Here is a 21,376-nt window from a genome sequence, read left to right on the forward strand (position 1 = left end):
GGGCTTCCCGACACCCATGCCCCACGCTCCCCAGTTGGACCTCTTGTCCCTTTCCGATGCTGTTTCCGGCCGCACCACCGGCCGGCCCACGATCACTGAGCAGTTCCTCGCGTTCGACGCCCAACGCCCCCACGTCTACCGCGCCTTGGAACGCCTGACCGCAGACCGGCTCGCGGCGGAGCCACCCGCATCGGCCTCAAAGACCTCTTCGAAGCCCTGCGCTGGCGCCTCCCGCAGGGCGTGGCCGGGCTGAACATCAACTTCATCTCCCTGTACGCCCGCAAATGGGACGCCGATCACCCCCCTGGGCGCGCCCGCGTTCGAACTGCGCCGCCGCACCCCCTGACGTGACCGGCGTGCCCTCACATCAATTCCTTTTTCGCACATACGCACTTGGAGCCTTCTGTTGCTGTTTCGTCCCGTCGTCCTGGTCGTCGCCGCCGCTGACATGGAGGCCGAGGCGTATCGCGCGGACTGCCTTCAGAACGTCGCCGCCCACTACGACGTCGTCCTGATCACCTGTAGCGAACCAACCTGGGAACGCCCGCACCTTCTTGACTGGGAGGTCGCCGATCCGACGGACCAGGCGGCCCTGACCGCTGCTGCCCTGGCCCTGGCCGAGCGGCACCCGGTGGCCGGGGTGATGACGTGGACCGAGTGGTACCTCGTGCCCGTCGCGCGCCTCGCCCGCCGCCTCGGCCTGCCCACGACCGGCCCAGAGGTCATGCAGGGCTGCCGCAACAAAGCCACCTCCAGGGCCCTGTTCGCCCGGCACGGGGTGCCCTCGGCCGCGTCCGCCCGGGTCCGCACCGTCGAAGAGGCGGCGCAGGCCGGCGCACGGATCGGCTACCCGGTCGTCCTCAAGCCCGCCGCGTACGCGGCCAGCATCGGCGTGATCCGCGTCAACGCCCCGGGCGACCTACCCTCCGCGTACGCGATCGCCGCCCAGACGGCAGGACACGGTGTGGAGAGCACCGAGGTCCTGGTCGAGGAGTACCTCGACGGGGACGAGGTGAGCGTCGAGTGCGCCACGTTCCAGGGCAAGACCACGGTGGTCGCCGTCACCCGCAAGACCGTCGGCCTGGAACCCTACTTCGAGGAACTCGCCCACACGGTGGACGCGGCCGACCCGCTGCTGGCCACCGTGACGCCCGTCGCCGAATCCGCGATCACCGCGCTGGGCATCACCGACGGGATCAGCCACGTAGAGATGCGCCTGGTCGACGGCCGCCCACGACTGATCGAGGTCAACGCGCGCCTCGCCGGCGACCTGATCGGCCACCTCGTCCACCTCGCCACCGGCATCGACCTCGCCCGGACCGCCGCCGACATCGCCTGCGGACGCGCCCCCGACCTGACCCCCACCCGCCACCAGGCCGCAGCGATCCGCTTCATCTACCCCGCCTACTCCGGCACCCTCACCGCCCGCCGCCTGACCGAACGCACCCAGGGGTTGGAGCGCGTCCGTTTCCAGCGACAGGCCGGTGACCGGCTGGTGCTGCCGCACGAAGGAGGCGATCTGTTCACCGCGCGCATCGGCTTCCTGATCGCCACCGGCCCGAACGCCTCCGTCGCCCAGGCCCGCGCCCAGGAGGCGTACCGCAACCTCGACGTCCAGGTGACCGCGGCTGCGCAGAAAGAGTCGGCCGAAGAGGACTTCGCAGCGTGAGCGGCACCGCGGCGACCGATCTGGTGCGCAGCCGCCGCCTGTTGACCGGGTACTTCGCGGGTCTCGGTGTCGTGATGGCCGTGTGGGGCGCGCGCATGCCCGCCGTCCAAAAGACCGCCGACTTGAGTACCGCCGAACTCGCCCTCGTCCTGCTGGCCGCCGCCCTCGGCATGGTCGCCGGACTAAAGACCGGAGGACGCCTCGCCCACCCGGCCCGCCTGCCCGCGTTGCTGACCGGCGGCGCCATCGCTCTCGCCGCCTGCCTCGCCGCCCTCGGCGCCTGCCGCAGCCTGGACACCCTCTTTGTGGCGGCGTTCGTCTTCGGCGCCGCGCACGGCGTCCTCGACGTCGCAGTCAACGCTGCTGCGGTCCGATGCCAGAACGCCCACGGGCGCCCGATCATGGCCGGGCTCCATGCGAGTTACAGCCTGGGGGCCCTCCTGGGCGCCGCGGTGGCCGCGGCCACCGCCCACACACCCCACACCGTCCTGTTCGCCGGCGTCTCGGCCGCCGCCACGGCAGCGGCCTGTGCGACGACTCGGCTCACCCGCCGCGTTGCCGCCCCCGGACTCGAGCCCGCCCAGTACCGCAACCCCGCGAGCCCGGACGGGCGTGGGGGAATGTCCCGTTCCCGGTTGTGGCTGCTGGGCACGCTGGCGGCCGCAACCCTGCTGGGGGAGGGGGCCGCCGCCGACTGGGCCGCCATCCACCTGCACAGCCTCGACGCGACGGCCGCGACCAGCGCGGCGGCATTCGCCCTTTACAGCGCGGCCATGGCCGCCGGACGTCTCGCCGGAGACCGGCTCACCGCCCGCTACGGCGCACCCGCCGTCGTACGCGCCGGCGCAGCCCTGGCCGGGCTCGGTCTCGCTACGGGCCTGGCCGGCTCCACCATCGCCTTCGCACTGGCCGGTTGGGCGGCCTTCGGCCTCGGGCTGTCCGTCACGATCCCCAGCCTGATCACTGCCGCCGGCGTCGGCGGACCCCGCGCGGTCGCCACCGTCGCGGTCACCGGCTACGTCGGCCTGCTCGCCGGCCCCGCCCTCATCGGCGCCCTCGCCACCCTCACCGCCCTGCCGATCGCGCTGCTGCTGCCCGCCCTCCTCGCAGCCGCCGTCGCCGCCCTGTCCCGCAAAGCTCTGGAGACCGCCCCTTGACCAGCACTTCCCTCACGCCCACCGGTGTGGACGCCTTGATCATCGACTACAACGGTGTTCTGGGCCGACAGCCCACCCCCATCATGTGGAGACGCCTCGCCGACCTCGCCGAGTGGCCCCACGGGCAACTCGACTCCTTCCAGGACGCCTTCTGGGCTCCCCGGGAGGCGTACGACGCCGGAGAGCTCAGCGATCTCGCCTACTGGGCCAAGGTCCTCGGCCACCACCCCGGCCCGCGCTGGCTGCGCACCCTGCGCACCGCCGACACCGCCATGTGGACCCGCACCGACGACCGCGTCCTCGACATCCTGCACCGCGCCCACCAGACGGGCCTGCCCATGGTGCTCCTCTCCAACGCCCCGCACTTCCTGAGCGACATCCTCGATGCCACCGACTGGCGGCGCACGCTGATGACCGACGCCCTGTACTCGGCCCGCCTGGGCCTGTGCAAACCTCACCCGGCCGCCTACGAACACGCCCTCGCGGCCACCGGCGTCGCCGATCCCGGACGCGTCCTGTTCATCGACGACCGCGAAGACAACTGCCAGGCGGCAGCCGCTCTGGGTCTTCGCAACCTGCACTACACCGGCCAACCCGCCGACCTGGAGAAGCAGTTGAACCCCGCCGGTCTGGCCGCCGTGTGCTCGCCGGCAGCTCCGCGCGGCACCAGCACCTGATATCGCCTGCCACTGCTCCACCCCGACCCCCAGGACCCCTGTGCCCGATACCGAAGAGATCGATGGCGACGTCTACGTCTCCCCTCGCTACCTTGCCGGCAGCACCTTCATCGGCGACCCCGCGCTGGAGCCTCTCCTCACGCTCGGTTTTGATCTGCGTCACGACGACCTCGGCAACGCTTACGTCACCGCGCCCGACCACCGCGTCCGCCTCGGGTACCTGCCCGAGGGAGACGACGACGGGCTGTGGCGGATCAACGCCCACCGCGACCGCTTCGGCCCGCCCGCGTGGGGCGTCAGCTTCAACGACTCCGCCCCCACGGAGTTCGTGACCGCCTTCACCACCGCCCTCGCCGAGGCATACACGGCCGGACCTGACACGTATCTGGCCCCGCCCGACCTCAAGGACCCGGAACTCGGCGCCTTCGACGCCGTGGTCCCGCTGATCAAGAACGGCTGGCAGTTCCAGCACCCGCGCTGGGGCGTGATGGAACTCCAGCCCCCCGACGGAATGGCCACCCTCGAATACACCACCGGCCGCCTCGACCCGGCAAAGGAACTCACCACCCTGGAGGCCCGCTGGTACCTGTGGGGCGGCCCGAAGAGCGGCCACGCCCGTTGGTACGCCACTGCCTCCACCCACACACCGACCGCCCTGGTCAAAGCCATCACCCAGAGCGTGTCCGACCCGGCACCCCTGCCGCGCTGGAAGGACTCGATGCTCTCCTCGCTGCGCGAAGCCGCCGAGCTCACCCCCGTCACACCACCCGCACCCCCGGTACCCACACCTCTCGACGTCCAGCGCGCCACCGCCCGCCGACCGGCCCTCGGCACCCGCAGCGTCCCCCGCTGGAGTACCACCACCGTTGCCGCGACTCCCGCCGCCCGCACCGGCCCACGCCGCTGAACGATCTCTCCTGCCCACGCACGCCAGAAGGTCTTCCGTAAGTGTCCCTGCACGCCCAGCAGTTCTTCACCGAGCACCTCACGCTCCCGTTCGCCGAGAGCTCGGTCATCGGCAACACCTATTACGCCACCCCGCTGCCCAGCTCCTCTCTGCGGCTGCGGATCGACTTCTCGCGCACCATCCGCGAAAACGAGTACGACGGTCTGCGCCTTGCCGTTCGCCATCCTGAGAAGGGGTAAGTGGACGCCGTGGTCCTCGCCTTCGACGAGCACGGCACCTTTACGCGGCGCGACGCCGCCCGTGAGGACCAGCCCGGCTACAGCGGCTACGCCCGCATCCTCGACCTGCGTGGCCACAACCGCCAGCCACCGTGGACCGGCGCCGAGGTCGGCGGGCTACTGGCCGCGATCGAGCAGTACACACAGGTCTGGTTCCCCGGAGCCTGGACGACCACCGCACGCTCCCGGCCAGCAGCCTGCACCGTGTAGAAGGTCCCCGCCGCCCCGGCCAGCCCCACTGCAAGACGAACACGCTGACCCACCACACAAACACGGAGATACATGGCCCCGCCCCGCTGGCTGTCCCTCCGGCACCGACCACAGCCCGAGGCCACACGCACCGCCGAGCCTGAGGCCCACACCCCGTCGGCACCGCAGGGCCCTTGGCTCACGGACCCGCACCTCCGCGCCCGGCTGCAATCCGCCACGCTGACCATGCTCGACCTGATCGAAGACGTCATGGACGACGACTTCACCCTGACCGAAGACCGAAGCCATCGACGGCTTCTGCCACCATGCCGTCGACCTGCGCAACATCCCCGCCGAGTACGGCATCCTCGTCGAAGTCGAAGTCGAAGTCGAAGTCGAAGTCGAAGCCGAAGCCGCAGCGCAGATCGTCCAAGCCGCCGGCCTGCCCGCGGGCTCGCCCTTCGGCCCCTCCATCGCCCAGGGCCTGGCCCACATCGAGACACGTCCCATCGACGACCAGCAACATCTCGTACGAGTAGCGGCCCGCCGCTACGCGAGCACCATGCCCTCACGTCGCCGGACCCGAATCCGTCAGGTACCGGCCGCCCCACTGGTCCAGCCTCCGCGCCCTACCCGCTGACCGGCCCAACCCCCTTCTGCCGACGGGCAGTCCTGCCCGCGCCCTATCCAGGAGAGTCCCCTTCTTGCACACCCGCTCTGCCCGCTGTCTTCCTGCCGCAGCGGTAACCATCGCCGCTGTGGCCAGCACCGTGTCCCTGGCTCCGGCCGCCGCGGCACAGATCCCCGAGCCGACGCAGTCCACGTCCACTGTCCCGTTGAACGCGGCTGAGACCGGCGGGGTCACCATCCTGAAGAAGGATCCCGGCGGTGACGTCCTCGCCGGCGCTTCGTTCACCCTGCTCGACTCCACGGGTCAGCAGGCCGCCCGCGGCAAGACCGATGCCGACGGCCAGCTCGCATTCGAGCACCTGGCACCGGGGGTCTACCGGCTCAAGGAGGTGTCCAGTGGCAGCCCGCTGCATGACGTCGTCGACGACCAGGACGTCATCGTCACCCCTGGCGCGGACAGTCCGCTGACGATCACCGACCCCTTCAAGCCCGCCGCGGTCACGCTGAAGGCCAAGGACAGCAAGAGCGACAAGCTGCTGCCCGGGTCGACCGTCAACATCGGCACCGGCGACACCACCCTCCTCACCCTCACCACCGGCGCAGGCGGCACCGCCTCCGCGAAACTGCCCATCAACAGCCGCACCGGCAGTCACTTCTGGGTCAAGCAAACGACGGCAACGGACGGATACGACCTGTACAAGCCCTCGAAAAGCTTCACCGCAAAGCCCGGCAGCCCGGTCACCGTGACCGTCACCAACGCCAAGACCACCGGCACGACACCGGAGCCCGCCACCTCCGAGAAGCCGTCAGACAAGCCGGCCGACGAGTCCACGTCGGACAAGCCGATCCCGAACCAGGGCGACACCACTTCCTCGCCGTCTGTCTCGCCGTCCGACAGCGCGGTCGTAACCGAGACGGCGTCGAGCACTGCGGTCCCCACCGCCGAGGGCACGCTCGCCCACACCGGAGCCGACGCCACCCCGTGGCTACTCGGCGGCGCCGGCTTCCTCCTCGCCGCTGGCGGAGGCGCCATCTTCGCGGCACGCCGCCGCCGAATCGACGACAGCGACGGCCCCGCTCACAGCTGATACAGCCCCGTCGGCACCCGCCACAGCCCTCGAATTCCGTCACGGATTTCGGGGGCTTTCGCGTGCCCGGTAGACGGGCCTACGGATGGGAGCCGCCACCTGGCCGGACCCCACAGGAGCATGCGCGGGCGACCTACGACGGCCGACGGAACCTGCGGAAGTGGCGGACGGCGCGACCGCCGTCACGAAGGCTCGCGGGCGCCTCGGATCCTGGTCCGCAGGCGTTCCTGTGGCTCTGCACATGAGAACGGGAGTCGTTTATCAACGACTCCCGGAGTCACTGCGAGACCCCCGCCGCTTGATCAATGTCGATGAGTTCGGGAGTCGCTGACGGCCGGGTCGGCGGTTCGAGGGTCCCCCTCGGCAAAGCGGGCCGGGCTCAGGGCAGTCGCGTGCGGCGCGCGCCTCACTCGTCGGCCGGCGCATGGCCGGCGAGCCGCTCGGGATCGTGCTGCACGCGCTTCATGGCGGCATCGGCGAGTGCCTCTCGCCGATGGGTGAGTTCCCGGTCGAGCGCCTGCGCGGCGCTCTCAGCGAGCCCATCGTCGGTCATCTGCCAAAAATGTGGCTGGTAAGGCTGGCGGACGCGAGTGGGCTGAGAGAAGAGCGCCGTTATGACGGGGTCGGCGATCGCGTCCAGGGCAGCCTTTAGCCCCTCGGGAGGTTCGGCGTGGCGGATGAGACCGAACTCGAGAAGGCGCTGACACCCGTCTTCCCAGGCATCGTCACGCAGACCGAAGGCCTGCATGCGGGGCCGCGTGGTGAGGAAGACGCCCGACACGCGGTGCTTCCTGGGCGCCCACTGGCTCATCCATCTCAGGATGAGCCAGGTGGCGACCTCGGAAGGATTGAGCACCTGGATCCAGCCCTTCAGGAAGAAGTCCTTAGGGAGCGTGATCGTCCTGGCGGCTGTCCAGCTACGGACGGGGACGGTGTAGATGTCTGGGGTCGGCATATCGCCCCGCCCGCCTTCCTCCATGAGCGAGAAGTCCTCGTATAACCGCTGTCCGCGCGCGCCCCGGGGCAGGGAGACCAAGGCGTCTTCATGGCCGAGTTCTTCCAGAGTTCTCAGGGCTCCCTTGACTTGCCGAAGCCGCAGGTCCTCCAGCTTCCTCGTGCGCCACCGCTCCTCCGCGCGCGTACTACCGCGGAGCTCTGGAGGCATGTGCTTGAACGCGGCGTCGTACGCCCCCGACGCCGTGTCGTACGCACCGTCGATGGCAACGAGGGCGGACCACGATTCGGCACCCTTCAGCGGGCGGACGTTCTGCCAGGGGTCCCCCGTGTCCAGTCGGCACTGCGCCTCGAAGAGGGCCAGCAGGTAGAAGCGCAGCGCTATCCCTCGCGGAAGGACTAGCTTGGTGAGTCTCGACCGTTCCCCGTCGGCCCGCAGCAAAGCGGTGCGCAGGACGATCGAGTCCGGCTTCTTCCCTGCCTTCCAGATTCCGCCCAGGGCCTCAGACGCTTTCGTTACCGAGCCGGTCCTTCGCATCTGCTGCAGTCGGCGCAGTCTGCGCTCGTTCGTCTCCCGTGCATCAGCCACGAAGAAAGATTAGCGTTTTGATCCCACCGTCTTGATCCGGGTAAAGACCCTCAAGAGCCTTTACCCGGATCAAAACGTTAGTCACGTCCCGACGAAGGGACTTCCAGGCCCCTCACCATGGACTTTAGGCCCGCTCAACGCGGGCTCGGCGGTCACGTCGTTCGCACAGACGCGAACGGCCCCGGGGTTCAGCCGGGGCCGCCTGCTCGAGGATTCCTTCAAGGAGAACAGTACGTGGCAGATTCCAATGACCCCCAGCCCCTGCCCCAGCGCTGGGCGATCATTCTGCTCGCCGGCGTCCTGGCGGGCGCCCTCGTCCTGAGCCTGGCAGGCCCGCTGCCCGGGCTCGGTGCCGCAGGCGCGACGGTGCTCGCCCTGCACAAGCTCGTGGCGTAGCGAAACCGGTGGAGGGGGCTGCTGGCACCCTCCACCGGCGCCGTCAGGTGCCCCTGGCCGCTCTGTGCCCAACAGGGCGGCACCGCGGGTGCCTCCCGAACTCGTGAACATCGACTTGGCCGGCTTTGAAGTGCTTCCCGCGCTCATTGACAAACGACTCCCGTTCTCGTGGATAAAGCCATTCCTGCGTGGCGCGGCCGTCAAGGCGCACGTCGAGGGGTCCCGGCAGCGGGGTGTCGGTTCGCGGCCCGGGGGTCAGCCGCGCGGCGTCCAGCCCTTCGCGCTCGGCGATCAGTCGGCCGAGGTCGCCACGGCTGAGCGCCTCCAGCCAGGCGAGGTGGAACACCCCCGCTGCATCGGGCAGCGCGAGTTCCAAGAGCGCGGCAGCCAGGTCCTCGACATGCTGGCAGCCACGTCGTCGATCACTCCGTCAACCTGCGCGGGGTCCCAGACGTCGAGGGGATGTCAGGGGACTTCCGAGACCGTGCCGGGTCGGGTGGTGGCGAACGTCGCGGCGGTCTCGTGCCCCGCCGCCGTGGCCTGGCGTGCCAGTTCGGTTCCCAGGAAGCCGCTGCCGCGGATGATCAGGACCGTCATGGCTCGACACGGTAGGGGGCGCGGGATCGACAGTGCTGCCGCTTCCGGCACCGCCGTGGCAGTTACCCGAAACCCTTACCCAACTCCAGTGCGGGGACGAGCACTTCGGCCGCGACGCACTCGTGGCACGCTGAGGCGCCGGGCCGCATCAGCGCGTCCAGCGCCTCCATGGTCCCCAACTCCTTGCCTCCGACCGTCGCATGGCGGCAAACGGCATCATGGACGACCGTGCCGCCGCGACGCTGCGGATCCGGCCGTACGACCCACCCCGACGGCTTCGGCAGCGGAAGAGCATCAAGGCGCCGATGTGTTGGGACGATCGACAGGTCTACACCATCGATCGGCTGGAGCTGCTTGTCCGTGACCCACACCGAGTACTCGGCAGGCTCCACCCCGTCCTCCGTCGCGACCCAGGAGGGCACACCGATGCGGTACCTCCATGGGTGTCTTCCCGTCGTCTGCAACCTCTCGTACAGGCGGACCTGCACGGCCTGCTCATCCGGCAAGACCAGCGTTATCAAGGCGAACGGCTGCGACGGGGAGGCGGCCACGACGGTCCCTCCTCTATAGGGCCTCGGTCTCCAGAGCCCGCGCCTGACGCCGCAGTTCCACGCGGGCGGCAGGAGGAGACGGCTGGACTGACCAGTGCCGATGCCACGCGATCCGGGAGGACAAGACCAGGAGCCGTCGACGCAGGGCTGTGGCCCCCACCGTGGGAGGCAGTGCGGCAAGTGCGTCGTACGTGCGATACCAGTCATGCTGCGCTTGCAGCAGGTCACGAGGGTAGGGCGCAAACTCCATGGCCATATTCAATCATTTGTTCGATTCTCGGCGCATCTCTCGCCGTCTGGTGTGCCTCGCAGTGATGGTTGGCCATTCGCAGTGCTACTTGGCCCCCGTCACCTTCGAGAGACGGCGTGTATCCGAAGGTGGCGTCGGCCGATGGTGACCACTGCGGTGAAGCCGAGGACGCTCGCTCTGCCGATGAGGAACGCCGTTCCTGCGGCGAAGACCACGTTCATGCATCGTTCGCTGCATGAACGTGGGTTATGTGCTGCCAGCCGCGCTCTGGACCGGCTAAGGGGGGAGCATCACCGCGTCTGCACCCACCAGACGACCGTTGCGACGGCGGCTGAGCCCACAGCCGCTCCCGCTCCACGAACCAACGCGAACAACGCGGTGCGTGCGAGTCGCTGACCAGTTGGACTGTTCCTCTTCATTGCAGCCTCCCCAGGTGGGTCGCGGCCCTCAATGCCGCTGCGCCTGAGGTCCATTGATGGTGCTTCGGCGGTCCAACGGCAGTGCTCTCGAAGTACTTCGGAAAGGCCGTTGGCGAGCCGTAGGCTCGGCACACGAGTCGGAACTTCCGACTCGGAAGCAAGCCACGAACGGTGGGGGTTTGGATGCTGGATAGATCTGCCCGCGTGAGCGCGGTTCCCCCCGTGGTCGTCGAGTTGTCCAAGTTGTGGGAGGTGGCGCAGGCCGAGTCTGGAGGCCGGTTGACGCTCACCCGGGTCAGCCGGGAATCAGGTGTCCCGGTGGCGACACTCAGCGATTGGCGCCGAGGTAACCACGTACCACGGGACGCAGAGGAATTGCTGAAAGTGGTCCGTTTGCTATGTGGATGGGCGAAGCAGGATCCGCCGGTCGAACGCCGCTGGCGACAACTAATGGAATCTCCGGCAGTCGCAGACGCTCCCCAGGTTCCATTCGCCTCTTCCGTTGTGGCCCTCCGTGACCACCTCAGGTCCGCTTTCGCGGCGCCAGAGGTTTGGATTGACGCCATGTGTCTCAACGGCCAGTCGTTGGCAGTTGCAATGGGAGATCCCATTCATGCGATTCATGCTGGGGAGGTGAAGCCAGAAAGGATCAACGTTCGAGTGCTGCTTCCCAGCCGAGACATTGATTTGGCGTTCCCTCGCGCGGCGAAGCCGAACGATGACGAAGACGGCCATGTCCACCAGGCGTGGCTCAGTGAGCGTAACGCTCATGCAAGGTCGATGGCGACCTCGCTGCGATCACTTCGCGCAACTCACGGCATCGATGTGCAAGTTGCGTATCGGGCGATTCCTTTTGCCCCCATGGCGAAGCTGTACCTCATCAATGACAGCACCGCACTGTTTTCGTACTACACAATGGTGCGACGTGAGATAGAGATCGATCAACGGATCATGGAAGTGTATGACGCGGGTCCCATGGGCTTGGTGCGGGTTTTCGGAGCCGGTGAAAACGGTCCAGACACAGACTTCGTTGAGCAGTCGGTTCTCTGGTTCAACGCAATGTGGGAGACCATCTCCGTTGAGATGTCGTTCACGTAGGCCGCTGGGCGGTGCCGCCTCGCGGTAGTACCGGCGGACAGCCCCTGGTGGGTTCACGTTCGTTGCCGCCGTGGCGTTACCGATCGGCCGACGTGTGGCAGCAGCGGCCCGAGGCCCTGCTCACCGAACTCGGCGCGGCCTCGCCGCTGGACTGGTCCCGCTCCGCAGTCGACTCATCCCACGTCAGAGCCCTAGCCGACGGCCAGCGGCACGGCGAGATTTCGGACTGAAGGAGGAGCCGTGGCACCTGGCCGCCGCCGGTGAGGCATGCGACCGCCGTCCCGGATGTCACTGACGGCCCACGGGCCCAAACGCCAATTGGACCCAAGTCCGTGACCCAGTTGGCCAATCATCATTGAGCAAAGTGGCCAGTTGCGGTTGAGCGCGAGCCCGTGGCCTGCGACGCGTTTGGACGGATTGGCTATCTACCGGTGGAGGTCACATCTGGTTGCGCGGGTGCGGTTGTGACTGAGCGCCTTACCTGGCCACGGAGCGCTTCGGTTGGTCATTCTGAGCATGTGCTGGCCCGGTCATGGAGCGTCTGCCGTCTCCTTGAGGTGCCCGTTGTCGAAGCGCGTCCACCGGGTGTCGTCTTGGTCGGTGAAAGAGAAGGTGATGGGCACGGCACTCACGGTCCCGTCTGCCAGCCCTAGGCGCTCAACGTCGGTGACGTTCTCGACCGCGTAGCGGATACTCGCCTCGGCCGGGACCATGTTGCTCAACTGGATCACGGCGCCCCCCTCTCGGGGCAGGTGGACCATGTAAATCGGACCATCGCTCTTGTTCTCGATGACGTACTCCGCCGCACTGACGTCCGTGCCCTGCATGTATCCCTCCGTTGGGACAGCATGGCCGTGCACGCGGCGTGCCTGGGCACGGCGTTGCTGCTTCCGGTCTTGTCGCCAGAGGAGCAAGCCGAGGAGTAACGCACCCACGGTGCCGACCGCCGCAAAGGCTGTCGACCAGGCGCTCAGCCAGTCTGCCGGCGTGGGACCACTGTCGACGCGAACTCCGTGCATGGACGCACGGTAGACGCGGCCCTGTCTGTCGGCCGGGACGCTCGCCGCTGGGACTGGGCATGCGGAGAGACTTCCACCCTTTTCGTCTACCAGGCCCTTCTGGCTGGCCGAGGAACGCCCTGACCGCGTCCGGTCATCGTGGCCAACTGGGATGCTCAGGTGGCCAATGTAAGACGGCTCAGTCACAGCGGTGACGCCTGCCGGGCGCTGGATCCTTACCTAACGCTGACCGGTCCAAGTGAGGAAAGGGGGCGGCGGCACGCTGTCCCCTTCGCCTGAAGTCTGTCGCCGTTTCCCGGCCAGCCAGGCTCACGGTCGTGTCCGAATCCTCGGATCGGCCTGAGCGAGCGACGATTTACCAGCGCCCTGACCGGCGGTCACGCTCAGGTGCTGCCATCGAGATGCGAGCGAGCCGCTTGGACGAAGTCTGTTCGCACTTCGTGGAAACGCCGCCACCGCCCGTGGGGGAAGCGCTCCACAGCTTCGCTTGGAGACAGTTGGTGTGCGTACGTGTAAACGAGGGCCGTGGTGTCAGAGGCAGCTAGCAAGTCCAAGGCGTGGATCTGGAGGCTGAGTCGCTGTCCGTACTCCGTGCTGCCCGGATCGTCGGAGTCCATTCCCCGCAGCTCCCGTAGGGACCTGAGAACCGCCGCGATCGGCCGATTCTCATCAGAGGGAACCTCGCGCTGCTCGAACTGCCCGGCACCTTCGAGTACTCCCATCGCGCGCACGGCAGTGACGCCGTTGGTCGTACTGACACGGCAATAGGCGAGATCGATCCCACGGCTTGGCGCCATGACGCGGGCTTTGAACCAAGCCTGGTGACGTCAGCTTCTGACACAAGGCGACCTGCGGGAACGTGATCACGGTCCGGCGGTCGGCCGCCTGTGTCACATCCGTGCTTGTGACACGGCGGTCACTACGATCTTGCACCGTCGCGTTCGGCGATTGCAGCGGTGAGATCGTCTCGGGCCATCACCGCGAGCGAGTGTTCTTTACCCATCACCCGTTCGCAGGATGCGAGGATCTTCTCGTACAGGGGTATGGCGCGGTCGGGAAACCCCGCCGAGCGGTAGACGCTAGCGAGCCTTCGGCGGAGAGCAAAGGTATGGGGGTCGTCTTCGCCCAACACCTGTTCATAAGTGCTGATGGCCTTCGCATACAGGGGGATGGCGCGCTTCAGGTCTCCCGCCGACTCGTAGGATTCGGCGAGGTTGCCGCGGGAAGCCATGGTGTGGGGGTGGCCTTCGCCCAACACCCGTAGCTGGTCGGTGAGGGTCTGCTCGTGCAGGGAGATGGCGATTTTCAGGTGCCCTGCTGCCCGGTGGGCGCCAGCGAGGTCGTTCCTGGAAGCTAGGGTATCGGGGTGGTCTTTACCCAGAACCCGCTCCCGAATGGCGAGGTTCTGTTCGCATAGGAGGATGGCGCCTTTCACGTGCCCCGCCTCACGGTAGGCGCCGGCGAGGTTGCTGCGGACGGCTAGCGTGGAGGGATGGTCTTCGCCCGACACCCGCAGATGGCCGGTGAGAGCATGCCTGAACAGGGAGATGGCGCGCTTCAGGTCTCCCGCCGACTGGTAGGCACGGCCGAGGCCATTGGTGGAAGCCAGGGTTCCAGGGTGGTCTTCGCCCAACACTTGTAGCTGGCCAATCAGAGTCCGCTCGTACAGGGCGATGGCCTCTTCGAGGAGTCCCGCCTCACGGTAGGCGCTGGCGAGGTTGCTGCGGACGGTCAGCGTGGAGGGATGGTCTTCGTCCAACCGCAGATGGCTGGTGAGGGTCCGCTCGTATAGGGCGATGGCCTTCTTTAGGTGGCCAGCCGACCGGTAGGCCAGGGCAAGGTTGTTGCGGGAGTTCAAGGTGTCGGGGTGGTCCTCACCCAGTACCCGTTCACAGGCGGTGAGGGCGCGTTGGAGGTGTCTGATGGCGTGGGCGGGCCGGCCTTGGTCGCCGAGGAAGCCCGCAGTGTGGTTGAGGATACCTGCGGTGGTGGCGGTGTCGGTGTCGGCGGTGGTGTGATCGGCGAGGGCGTCGATGTGGGGGAGCAGGGTGCGCCAGGTGGGCCAGGTGGCGGGGGTTTCCCAGTTGGCGGGCAGGGCGGTGCGCAGGTTGGCGGTGGCCTGTTCGCGGGCCTGGGCAATGTGGTGCGGGGTGCGGTGAGGATCCTCGGGATCGGGGGTGCGGGCGAGGGCCTGGACGAGCCGGTGGACGGCCAGGGTGCCGGTGACGTTGTCGGGGGTGATCATGCTGTAGGCGGTCAGCAGGCCGAGTGCCGCGTGTAGCGCAGGCGGGTCGGCGGGGCCGCCGTCGGCCAGGGTGGTGGGGATGAGGTTGGGGGCGTACCAGGCCAGGGTGCGCAGCAGGTCGGCGGCCTGAGGCTGGAGTTCGGTGATGCGATTGAGGGTGACGTTCCAGATGCGGGCGATGGTGCGCTCGGCCGGGGTGGTGGCCGCGCCGTGGCGGTACATCGCCGCCGGGTGCTCAGCGAGCAGGCGCAGGTAGGCGCGGGGGGTGATGAGCGGGTTCTGCGCGAGGTAGGCCGCCGCCTGCTCGATGGCCAGGGGCAGGTGGCCGAGTTCTTCGCACACGTCGGCGGCGCCGTCCAGGTCCCGCCCGGGGTTTGTGGCGGTGGTGATGCGGGTGAACAGGTCCAGGGACTCGTCCGGGGCCAGGATGTCCAGGCGGACCACGGTGGTGGCGATGGTCCAGGCGGCGGCGAGCCGGCTGGTGATCAGGAAGCGTCCGCCGGGGGCGCGGGCGAGTAAGCCGGTGATGTCGGCGGGATCGTTGACGTTGTCCAGGACGATCAGCCAGCCGGTGTGCGTGGCCAGCCACTGTGCGGCGCGTTCGGCGAGTGCTTCGGCGGTCAGGGCTTTGGCCAGGGCGGGTTGCAGGGCGGTGGCGAGGTCGGCCAGGCCCTGCTGGACGGCGACGGGGCTCTCGGCGTTGATCCACCGGACCGGGGCACGGCCGTGGGGGTGGGTGGCGGCCCAGTGCGCGGCCAGAGTGCTCTTGCCGATCCCGCCCAGCCCATGTACCGCCTGGACCACCGTTTGGCCCCCGAACGAGAGTGTGGCATCCAACCGCTCCAGCTCACGGGCGCGGCCCACGAACGTATCCGGGCGTATCGGCAAGTTGTCCAGTCCTGGTGGGGCCTGGATCTCAGCCGGGGGCACGAGCGCCTCGGGCGGCAACTGAATGGCTGTGGCGTTGTCCCCGGTCAGGGCGGTCCCCAGGAAGTCGCCGCCGCCGGTGTCGATTGCTACGGACCGCGTCCCGGATGCCTCGACGCTGGGGAGGACATCGGGCTCTGATGCCTGCGGCTGCGCGGGCTGCTTCTTGAAAGGCCACTTCACGCGGGGTCCTCGCCGAGTTGGTCGCCGGTGGAGATGGTGCCCCCGGGGTTGCCGTTGATGGCGATCGACCGTTCTCCGGACGCGGCCACCGAGCCAGGCCCAGGCTCGGGCTGGGGTGCAGGGGGGGCCGGGGCCTGGGGCTCCGGGCGGGCCGGAGAGCTGTCCGGGGCACTGCGCACCCCGGTGTCCCCGGTGGAGATATTGCCCGTCGGGCTGCCTTTGACGGCGACGCTGCGCGGGCCGGACGCTGTGACCGGACCGTCGGACGGCGGAGGCGGGGCGTCTTCCGGGTGGGCGCGGGTGGCGAAGCTCTGGCCCCACGCGACGGCCAGCGTGGCCAGCACCACCCCTAGCGCCGACGAGAGCCCCCAGCGGACCGCGGCATCTGTGACCATCGACGGCAGGAACACGGCACCGCACAGCCACGTGGGTACCGCGAAGACCACGGCCGTGACCAGTCCCGCAGTCGCCCAGCGGAGATTTCGCCGCATACTTCCCCCTCGATCCGAGCCGTCACATCCACGACCACAATGGCAGTAACTCCCCTGCCCTGGGGGCTGATCGCGTACGGTCCCCCTCCGCCGACGAGGCTGGACAGCCACGTCGCGGGCGCTGCGGGCAGCGCAACCGTCGGCCGGCTGGACGCTCGGCGAAACCGACGCCACAGAGTGAACAGGCTGACCAGTGTCCTGTCGAAGTGCAGCTGGCAGATAACAGTTCCCTGGCCTGCGGAGGAGTCAAGTTGTTTGAGAACGCCGGTGGTATTTGTTCTCAAACAACTTGGCTTTCGCAGAAGTCTCGTACGTGGCGGGGCGGAAGACCGGGCCTGGAAAAACAACTCGAACCCCGTAAACGAAGCAAACGCCGCCGCTCGGCACGCGCCGCGATGAGAATCCGCCAACACGAACGACAACGGGGGAGAATCCGACAGCTTGAATGTGACAGGACAACCATCCGGTCTCTGAATCGTGGCCAATCGGCCGCCGAGTGGCCATCGGCCGTGAGATTCGGCCACGGAATCTGAGATCCCACACTTCGCCTGTAGGGTCTCGCCGCTCGTGACATGTCGATCTTGCGTGACCTGGGCGTTCTTGGCTGTCTCACGGCCTTGTCACCCATGACCAGTCTCAAATCCGTTGCAATTCCTCGCGAGGGCGAGGGCGAGGTCGAGATCGGGCGGCTTGTCCGAGTCGGCCGAGTACGCCACGCTGAGCCCCGAGCACGAGGACTACATGTGTGCTCAGATCGCGCACCGATGAGTTTCCCGCGCCGCGCCGGTCTGTACGCGTGAGACCGACTCACGGAAGGCTGGCGCCATGCGGAAACTGATCTACGGCATGAACCTGACCCTGGACGGCTACATCGCCGCGCCCGGCGACGACATCGGCTGGGGCGTGCCGAGCGACGAGCTGTTCCAATTCTGGTCCGACCAGTTGCAGGCGACCGACCTGACGCTGTATGGGCGCAAGCTGTGGCAGACGATGAGCTCCCACTGGCCGCCGGCGACCAGCAGCCGGGCGCCACCCCGGCGGAGATCGAGTTCGCGCGCCGCTGGCGGGACATGTCGAAGGTGGTGTTCTCCTCGACGATCGACAAGGTCGACTGGAACACCCGCCTGGTCACCGGTGACGCGGTCGCCGAGATCACCCGGCTCAAGGCCACCTGTCCGTTCTCATCCATCGTGTCAGGGAGCCATGTCGGCGAGCTGCGCACTGGCAACTGCCTTGAGACAAGACGGGCGAGCGATCCGGCTGGGGATCAATGGGCTTGGCCGTCACGGGGTCAATGTCCCAATGGTCTTGTCAGCTCCGGTGAGCGCCGACCAGGCAAGTGACAGAACTACAGAGAGCCCGCGCGGTGGAATCTCATCGATCTTGTCAGTTTTCCGAGCTGACACCGCCTCATCGGAACGTGGCCTGGCCGCCGAACGGGCGCTCCAACGCCGAGATCTCCGCGTTCGACATGACCCTGCTGGTGGTGCAGAAGAACCTCGACCTGTTCCGACACCGCTTCAACCGCGATGACACGGCTGAGGACATCACGCGCCTCGTCCTCGCCTCGAAGCCGTCCCGGCTCGTCGACCTGATCCGGATGGCCGAGTTCGACCTCGAACAGGCCCTGACGGTCGCCCGCCAGCGGCAGTTCTCCCTGTCGAGCCCGTTCGAGGGCTTGGGAATTCCGTAGTGGTGCCCGCCGTATGAAGGAAGCCCTGGACGATGCGTCCGGGGCTTCCTCGCTGGTCTGGCTATTAGGCAGGCGGCAGGTTGTTGATCTGGTTCTGCAGCCGGACGATGTCCTCTTCGGCCTTCGCGAGACGGGTACGAATCTTCTCGACCACGTTGTCCGGCGCCTTCGCCAAGAACGCCTCGTTACCGAGCTTGGCCTCCGCCTGGGCCTTCTCCTTCTCCGCCGAAGCCAAGTCCTTGGCCAGCCGCTTGCGCTCGGCCGCGACATCGATCGTGCCGGACAAGTCGAGCGCGACCGTGGCGCCGGCAACCGGGAGGGTCGCCGTGGCACTGAAGCCGTCACCCTTCGGCTGGAGCCGGAGCAGCTGACGGATGGCCGCCTCGTGGGCAGCGAGCTGCGTACCCGCCAGGTCCAGGCGGGCAGGGACCTTCTGGCCGGGCTGCAGGCCCTGGTCCGAGCGGAAGCGCCGAACCTCGGTGATCACCTGCTGGAGGCTCTCGATCTCCGCCTCGGCTGCGGCATCGCGGAACCCGCTGTCCGCCGGCCAGTCGGCGATCACGACGGACTCGCGGCCGGTGAGCGTGGTCCACAGCGTCTCCGTCACGAACGGGACGATCGGGTGGAGCAGCTTCAGCGTCACGTCCAGGACCTCGCCCAGGACACGTGCCGAGACCTTGGCCGCGTCGCCGCCGGCCATGAACGTCGTCTTGGACAGCTCGACGTACCAGTCGAAGACCTCGTCCCACGCGAAGTGGTACAGGGCATCGGCGAGCTTCGCGAACTGGTAGTCGTCGTAGTACGCGTCCGCCTCGGCCACGACGGTGTTCAGCCGGGACAGGATCCAGCGGTCCGTGGCCGACAGCTGCTCGGCCGGGGGCAGTTCGCCCTCGATCGTGGCGCCGTTCATCATCGCGAACCGCGTCGCGTTCCAGATCTTGTTGGCGAAGTTCCGGGACGCCTGGACCCAGTCCTCGCCGATCGGCACGTCGGTACCGGGGTTGGCGCCCCGCGCGAGCGTGAACCGAAGAGCGTCGGAGCCGTACTTGTCCATCCAGTCCAGCGGATTGACCGTGTTGCCGAACGACTTCGACATCTTCTTGCCGTGCTCGTCACGGACCATGCCGTGGAACGCGATGGTGTGGAAGGGGATCTCGCCATCCATCGCGTACAGGCCGAACATCATCATCCGCGCGACCCAGAAGAACATCAGGTCGTAGCCGGTGACCATGGCCGAGTTCGGATAGAACTTGGCCAGGTCCGCGGTCTTCTCGGGCCAGCCCAGCGTGGAGAAGGGCCACAGGCCGGACGAGAACCAGGTGTCGAGGACATCGGTGTCCTGCTCCCAGCCCTCCCCGCTCGGCGGCTGTTCGTCGGGGCCCACGCACACGGTCTCACCGTTCGGGCCGTGCCAGACGGGGATGCGGTGGCCCCACCACAACTGCCGTGAGATGCACCAGTCGTTGAGGTTGTCGACCCAGTCGAAGTAGCGCTGCGACAGGTCTGCGGGGTGGATGTTCACCCGGCCGTCGCGGACCGCGTCTCCCGCGGCCTTGGCGAGCGTCTCGACCTTCACCCACCACTGCAGGGACAGCCGCGGCTCCAGGGTCGTCTTGCAGCGCGAGCAGTGGCCGACCGAGTGGACGTACGGCCGCTTCTCCGCGACGATCCGGCCGTCGGCGCGCAGCGCGGCGACGATCGCGGAGCGCGCCTCGAAGCGGTCGAGCCCTTGGAAAGGCCCGTGGGCCGTGATGACTCCGCGCTCGTCCATGACGGTCAGCGACTTTAGGTCGTGCCGCTGGCCGATGGCGAAGTCGTTGGGGTCGTGGGCGGGCGTGACCTTGACGGCGCCGGTGCCGAACTCGGGGTCGACGTGTGTGTCGGCGACGACGGGAATCGTGCGGCCCGTCAGCGGCAGCTTGATGCGCCGGCCGACGAGGTGCTTGTAGCGCTCGTCGTCGGGGTGAACGGCGACGGCGGTGTCGCCGAGCATGGTCTCGGCACGGGTGGTGGCGACGACGACCGTGTCGTCCCCCTCGCCGTACTTGATGGAGACGAGCTCGCCGTCGTCGTCCTGGTAGTCGACCTCGATGTCCGAGATGGCCGTCAGACAGCGCGGACACCAGTTGATGATGCGCTCGGCGCGGTAGATCAGGCCGTCGTCGAACATCTTCTTGAAGACGGTTTGAACGGCACGGGACAGGCCCTCGTCCATGGTGAAGCGGTCGCGGCTCCACGCGACGCCGCTGCCCAGGCGCCGCATCTGCCCGGCGATCTGGCCGCCGGACTCGGCCTTCCACTGCCAGACCCGCCCGACGAACGCCTCGCGGCCCAGGTCGTGGCGGGACTTGCCTTCCTTGGCGAGTTCCCGCTCGACGACGTTCTGCGTGGCGATGCCGGCGTGGTCCATGCCGGGCTGCCACAGCGTCTCGTAGCCCTGCATGCGCTTACGGCGGGTGAGGGCATCGATCAGCGTGTGCTCGAAGGCGTGCCCCAGGTGCAGGGAGCCGGTGACATTGGGCGGTGGGATGACGATGGTGTACGCGGGCTTGTCGCTCTTCGCGTCAGCCTCGAAGTAACCGCGCTCTACCCAGCGCTCGTACAGCGTTCCCTCTACCTCGGCCGGCGCATATTGGGTCGGCAGTTCGGGGGCGCTGTTCGGCCCGCTGTCGGGGCGCTGAGTGTTGTCGGTCACGACGGCCATTCTATGGGCCCGGCGTCCCTGCACTTGCCTGGCTTTTCGTCTCAAGATCGACAGGGGGCAGGCCATGCAAAAGGCCGCACGGATACGATTCAAGTGTGACCAAGAACGCTCCCGTACGGCCACTCTCAGTTTACCGCCTTCGGGGCCGTCCTTCTGCAGGGTGGTGGCGACTCACATAGTTGGAGGAGCTCGTCGGCGGCTGCGGCTGCACGCTGTGATCCACTTGGTTCATGGGGCGGACGTGGTCGCCGCTGTTGTTCTCCTCGGCCGCTGACGCGCAGGACTGCTGCCGTGACCCCGGTCGTCAGGGCCGGGGCCCGAACAGGATCTGCGCGAGGCGCTGCCGCACCTCTGGTCGAGCGAGAGCGTTGCCGGCGCTGAAGAACGTGATGTTGCCCGAGTCGCTGATGAGCTGGGGTGCGAAGTGCTCAAGCCCAGGGTGTTTCCGCATCACGGGGCACGTCGGCTCGTGTGGCAGGCGGTGGCCTCCCCGCCTAGCGCACGACGTGCAGCGGCCGGTGGCGTCTCGTCGTCGCCCGTCTTCAGGCAGCGGCGTCACTCACCCTTCGCCTTTGCAGTCCTGACAGAAGCTGCCCTTCGCAGTGCAGCTACAAGCTTCGGTGGTTTCGGCGACCTGTGACTTCATCGGGGGACGGTAGCCAACA

At 67.9% G+C, this 21,376-nt stretch carries 19 protein-coding genes and 2 pseudogenes; 12 read left to right on the forward strand and 9 right to left on the reverse strand.

From position 1 onward, the window contains the following. The first annotated feature begins 16 nt into the window (after window positions 1-16). From PV734_RS26555 to PV734_RS26585, 7 genes and pseudogenes are all read left to right on the forward strand, one after another. Window positions 17-346, forward strand: a pseudogene (locus PV734_RS26555) (hypothetical protein). Between the two features lie 102 nt (window positions 347-448). Beyond that, entirely contained in the window at window positions 449-1,669 is a 1,221-nt protein-coding gene (locus PV734_RS26560) for an ATP-grasp domain-containing protein (RefSeq protein ID WP_319292547.1), read from the forward strand. Continuing rightward, on the forward strand, window positions 1,666-2,826 hold the full coding sequence (locus tag PV734_RS26565; protein WP_319292318.1) for an MFS transporter: 1,161 nt from the start codon (window positions 1,666-1,668) through the stop codon (window positions 2,824-2,826). Before PV734_RS26560 ends, PV734_RS26565 begins: the two co-directional genes overlap by 4 nt. Beyond that, on the forward strand, window positions 2,823-3,503 hold the full coding sequence (locus tag PV734_RS26570; RefSeq protein ID WP_046917778.1) for an HAD family hydrolase: 681 nt from the start codon (window positions 2,823-2,825) through the stop codon (window positions 3,501-3,503). The genes PV734_RS26565 and PV734_RS26570 overlap by 4 nt, the downstream gene beginning before the upstream one ends. Window positions 3,504-3,543: 40 nt before the next feature. Continuing rightward, window positions 3,544-4,410 carry a DUF317 domain-containing protein gene (locus PV734_RS26575; RefSeq protein WP_053847063.1) on the forward strand — a complete coding sequence of 289 codons (867 nt, stop codon included), beginning with the start codon at window positions 3,544-3,546 and terminating at the stop codon, window positions 4,408-4,410. A 41-nt stretch (window positions 4,411-4,451) separates the two neighbouring features. Next, a complete protein-coding gene (locus PV734_RS26580; RefSeq protein ID WP_225966874.1) occupies window positions 4,452-4,649 on the forward strand; it encodes a hypothetical protein in 198 nt (65 codons plus the stop codon). Beyond that, on the forward strand, window positions 4,650-4,898 hold the full coding sequence (locus tag PV734_RS26585) for a hypothetical protein (protein ID WP_319292322.1): 249 nt from the start codon (window positions 4,650-4,652) through the stop codon (window positions 4,896-4,898). A gap of 262 nt (window positions 4,899-5,160) precedes the next feature. Here PV734_RS26585 and PV734_RS26590 read toward each other — a convergent pair whose 3' ends face one another. Next, the gene (locus PV734_RS26590; protein WP_319292324.1) at window positions 5,161-5,403 is read right to left on the reverse strand and encodes a hypothetical protein; all 243 of its coding nucleotides are present in this window, start codon (window positions 5,401-5,403) and stop codon (window positions 5,161-5,163) included. A gap of 232 nt (window positions 5,404-5,635) precedes the next feature. Here PV734_RS26590 and PV734_RS26595 point away from each other — a divergent pair, with 232 nt between their 5' ends. Next, window positions 5,636-6,595, forward strand: a complete 960-nt coding sequence (locus tag PV734_RS26595) for a collagen binding domain-containing protein (RefSeq protein ID WP_319292326.1) — start codon at window positions 5,636-5,638, stop codon at window positions 6,593-6,595. A gap of 406 nt (window positions 6,596-7,001) precedes the next feature. Here the strand turns inward: PV734_RS26595 and PV734_RS26600 are convergent, their stop codons facing one another. Next, a complete protein-coding gene (locus PV734_RS26600; protein WP_159026229.1) occupies window positions 7,002-8,138 on the reverse strand; it encodes a hypothetical protein in 1,137 nt (378 codons plus the stop codon). Window positions 8,139-8,372: 234 nt separating this feature from the next. Between PV734_RS26600 and PV734_RS26605 the strand changes: the two genes are divergently transcribed. Continuing rightward, the gene (locus PV734_RS26605; protein ID WP_159026228.1) at window positions 8,373-8,534 is read left to right on the forward strand and encodes a hypothetical protein; all 162 of its coding nucleotides are present in this window, start codon (window positions 8,373-8,375) and stop codon (window positions 8,532-8,534) included. A 465-nt stretch (window positions 8,535-8,999) separates the two neighbouring features. Here the strand turns inward: PV734_RS26605 and PV734_RS45890 are convergent, their stop codons facing one another. Together PV734_RS45890 and PV734_RS26615 are read right to left on the reverse strand one after the other, a co-directional pair. Next, window positions 9,000-9,131 (reverse strand): hypothetical protein, encoded by a 132-nt coding sequence (locus PV734_RS45890; RefSeq protein WP_373413176.1) that lies wholly within the window; start codon window positions 9,129-9,131, stop codon window positions 9,000-9,002. Between the two features lie 62 nt (window positions 9,132-9,193). Then, a complete protein-coding gene (locus tag PV734_RS26615; protein WP_046917774.1) occupies window positions 9,194-9,682 on the reverse strand; it encodes a DUF6233 domain-containing protein in 489 nt (162 codons plus the stop codon). A gap of 873 nt (window positions 9,683-10,555) precedes the next feature. On the opposite strand from PV734_RS26615, the gene PV734_RS26620 reads away from it, so the two are divergent. Then, a complete protein-coding gene (locus tag PV734_RS26620) occupies window positions 10,556-11,449 on the forward strand; it encodes a GntR family transcriptional regulator (RefSeq protein WP_319292330.1) in 894 nt (297 codons plus the stop codon). A gap of 530 nt (window positions 11,450-11,979) precedes the next feature. Here PV734_RS26620 and PV734_RS26625 read toward each other — a convergent pair. The 3 genes from PV734_RS26625 to PV734_RS26635 all read right to left on the reverse strand — a co-directional run bounded on the left by PV734_RS26625 (window position 11,980) and on the right by PV734_RS26635 (window position 16,314). Continuing rightward, a complete protein-coding gene (locus tag PV734_RS26625) occupies window positions 11,980-12,276 on the reverse strand; it encodes a hypothetical protein (protein ID WP_046917773.1) in 297 nt (98 codons plus the stop codon). A gap of 1,111 nt (window positions 12,277-13,387) precedes the next feature. Beyond that, on the reverse strand, window positions 13,388-15,823 hold the full coding sequence (gene fxsT / locus PV734_RS26630; protein WP_319292332.1) for an FxSxx-COOH system tetratricopeptide repeat protein: 2,436 nt from the start codon (window positions 15,821-15,823) through the stop codon (window positions 13,388-13,390). Then, the gene (locus PV734_RS26635; RefSeq protein ID WP_050399601.1) at window positions 15,820-16,314 is read right to left on the reverse strand and encodes a hypothetical protein; all 495 of its coding nucleotides are present in this window, start codon (window positions 16,312-16,314) and stop codon (window positions 15,820-15,822) included. Before PV734_RS26635 ends, fxsT begins: the two co-directional genes overlap by 4 nt. 825 nt (window positions 16,315-17,139) lie before the next feature. On the opposite strand from PV734_RS26635, the pseudogene PV734_RS26640 reads away from it, so the two are divergent. Both PV734_RS26640 and PV734_RS26645 read left to right on the forward strand, forming a co-directional pair. After that, window positions 17,140-17,483, forward strand: a pseudogene (locus tag PV734_RS26640) (dihydrofolate reductase family protein); the annotation flags it as partial. 251 nt (window positions 17,484-17,734) lie between these two features. Further along, window positions 17,735-18,007, forward strand: coding sequence for a hypothetical protein (locus PV734_RS26645; protein ID WP_046912673.1), 273 nt, complete (start codon window positions 17,735-17,737; stop codon window positions 18,005-18,007). Between the two features lie 64 nt (window positions 18,008-18,071). On the opposite strand, the gene PV734_RS26650 is transcribed toward PV734_RS26645, so the two are convergent. Further along, window positions 18,072-20,702, reverse strand: coding sequence for a valine--tRNA ligase (locus PV734_RS26650; protein WP_319292335.1), 2,631 nt, complete (start codon window positions 20,700-20,702; stop codon window positions 18,072-18,074). A 313-nt stretch (window positions 20,703-21,015) separates the two neighbouring features. Beyond that, a complete protein-coding gene (locus PV734_RS26655) occupies window positions 21,016-21,162 on the reverse strand; it encodes a hypothetical protein (protein ID WP_199813379.1) in 147 nt (48 codons plus the stop codon). Between the last annotated feature and the right edge of the window lie 214 nt (window positions 21,163-21,376).

It is taken from the genome of Streptomyces sp. AK08-02 (assembly GCF_033795085.1).
Classification (GTDB): domain Bacteria; phylum Actinomycetota; class Actinomycetes; order Streptomycetales; family Streptomycetaceae; genus Streptomyces; species Streptomyces echiniscabiei.

Excerpts from the sequence above, each read along its gene's own strand:
- PV734_RS26635 (WP_050399601.1), bottom strand. The coding sequence starts at position 16,314 with ATGCGGCGAAATCTCCGCTGGGCGACTGCGGGACTGGTCACGGCCGTG.
- PV734_RS45890 (WP_373413176.1), bottom strand. The coding sequence starts at position 9,131 with ATGACGGTCCTGATCATCCGCGGCAGCGGCTTCCTGGGAACCGAACTG.
- PV734_RS26655 (WP_199813379.1), bottom strand. The coding sequence starts at position 21,162 with ATGCGGAAACACCCTGGGCTTGAGCACTTCGCACCCCAGCTCATCAGC.
- PV734_RS26590 (WP_319292324.1), bottom strand. The coding sequence starts at position 5,403 with ATGTTGCTGGTCGTCGATGGGACGTGTCTCGATGTGGGCCAGGCCCTG.
- PV734_RS26625 (WP_046917773.1), bottom strand. The coding sequence starts at position 12,276 with ATGCAGGGCACGGACGTCAGTGCGGCGGAGTACGTCATCGAGAACAAG.
- PV734_RS26560 (WP_319292547.1), top strand. The coding sequence starts at position 449 with ATGGAGGCCGAGGCGTATCGCGCGGACTGCCTTCAGAACGTCGCCGCC.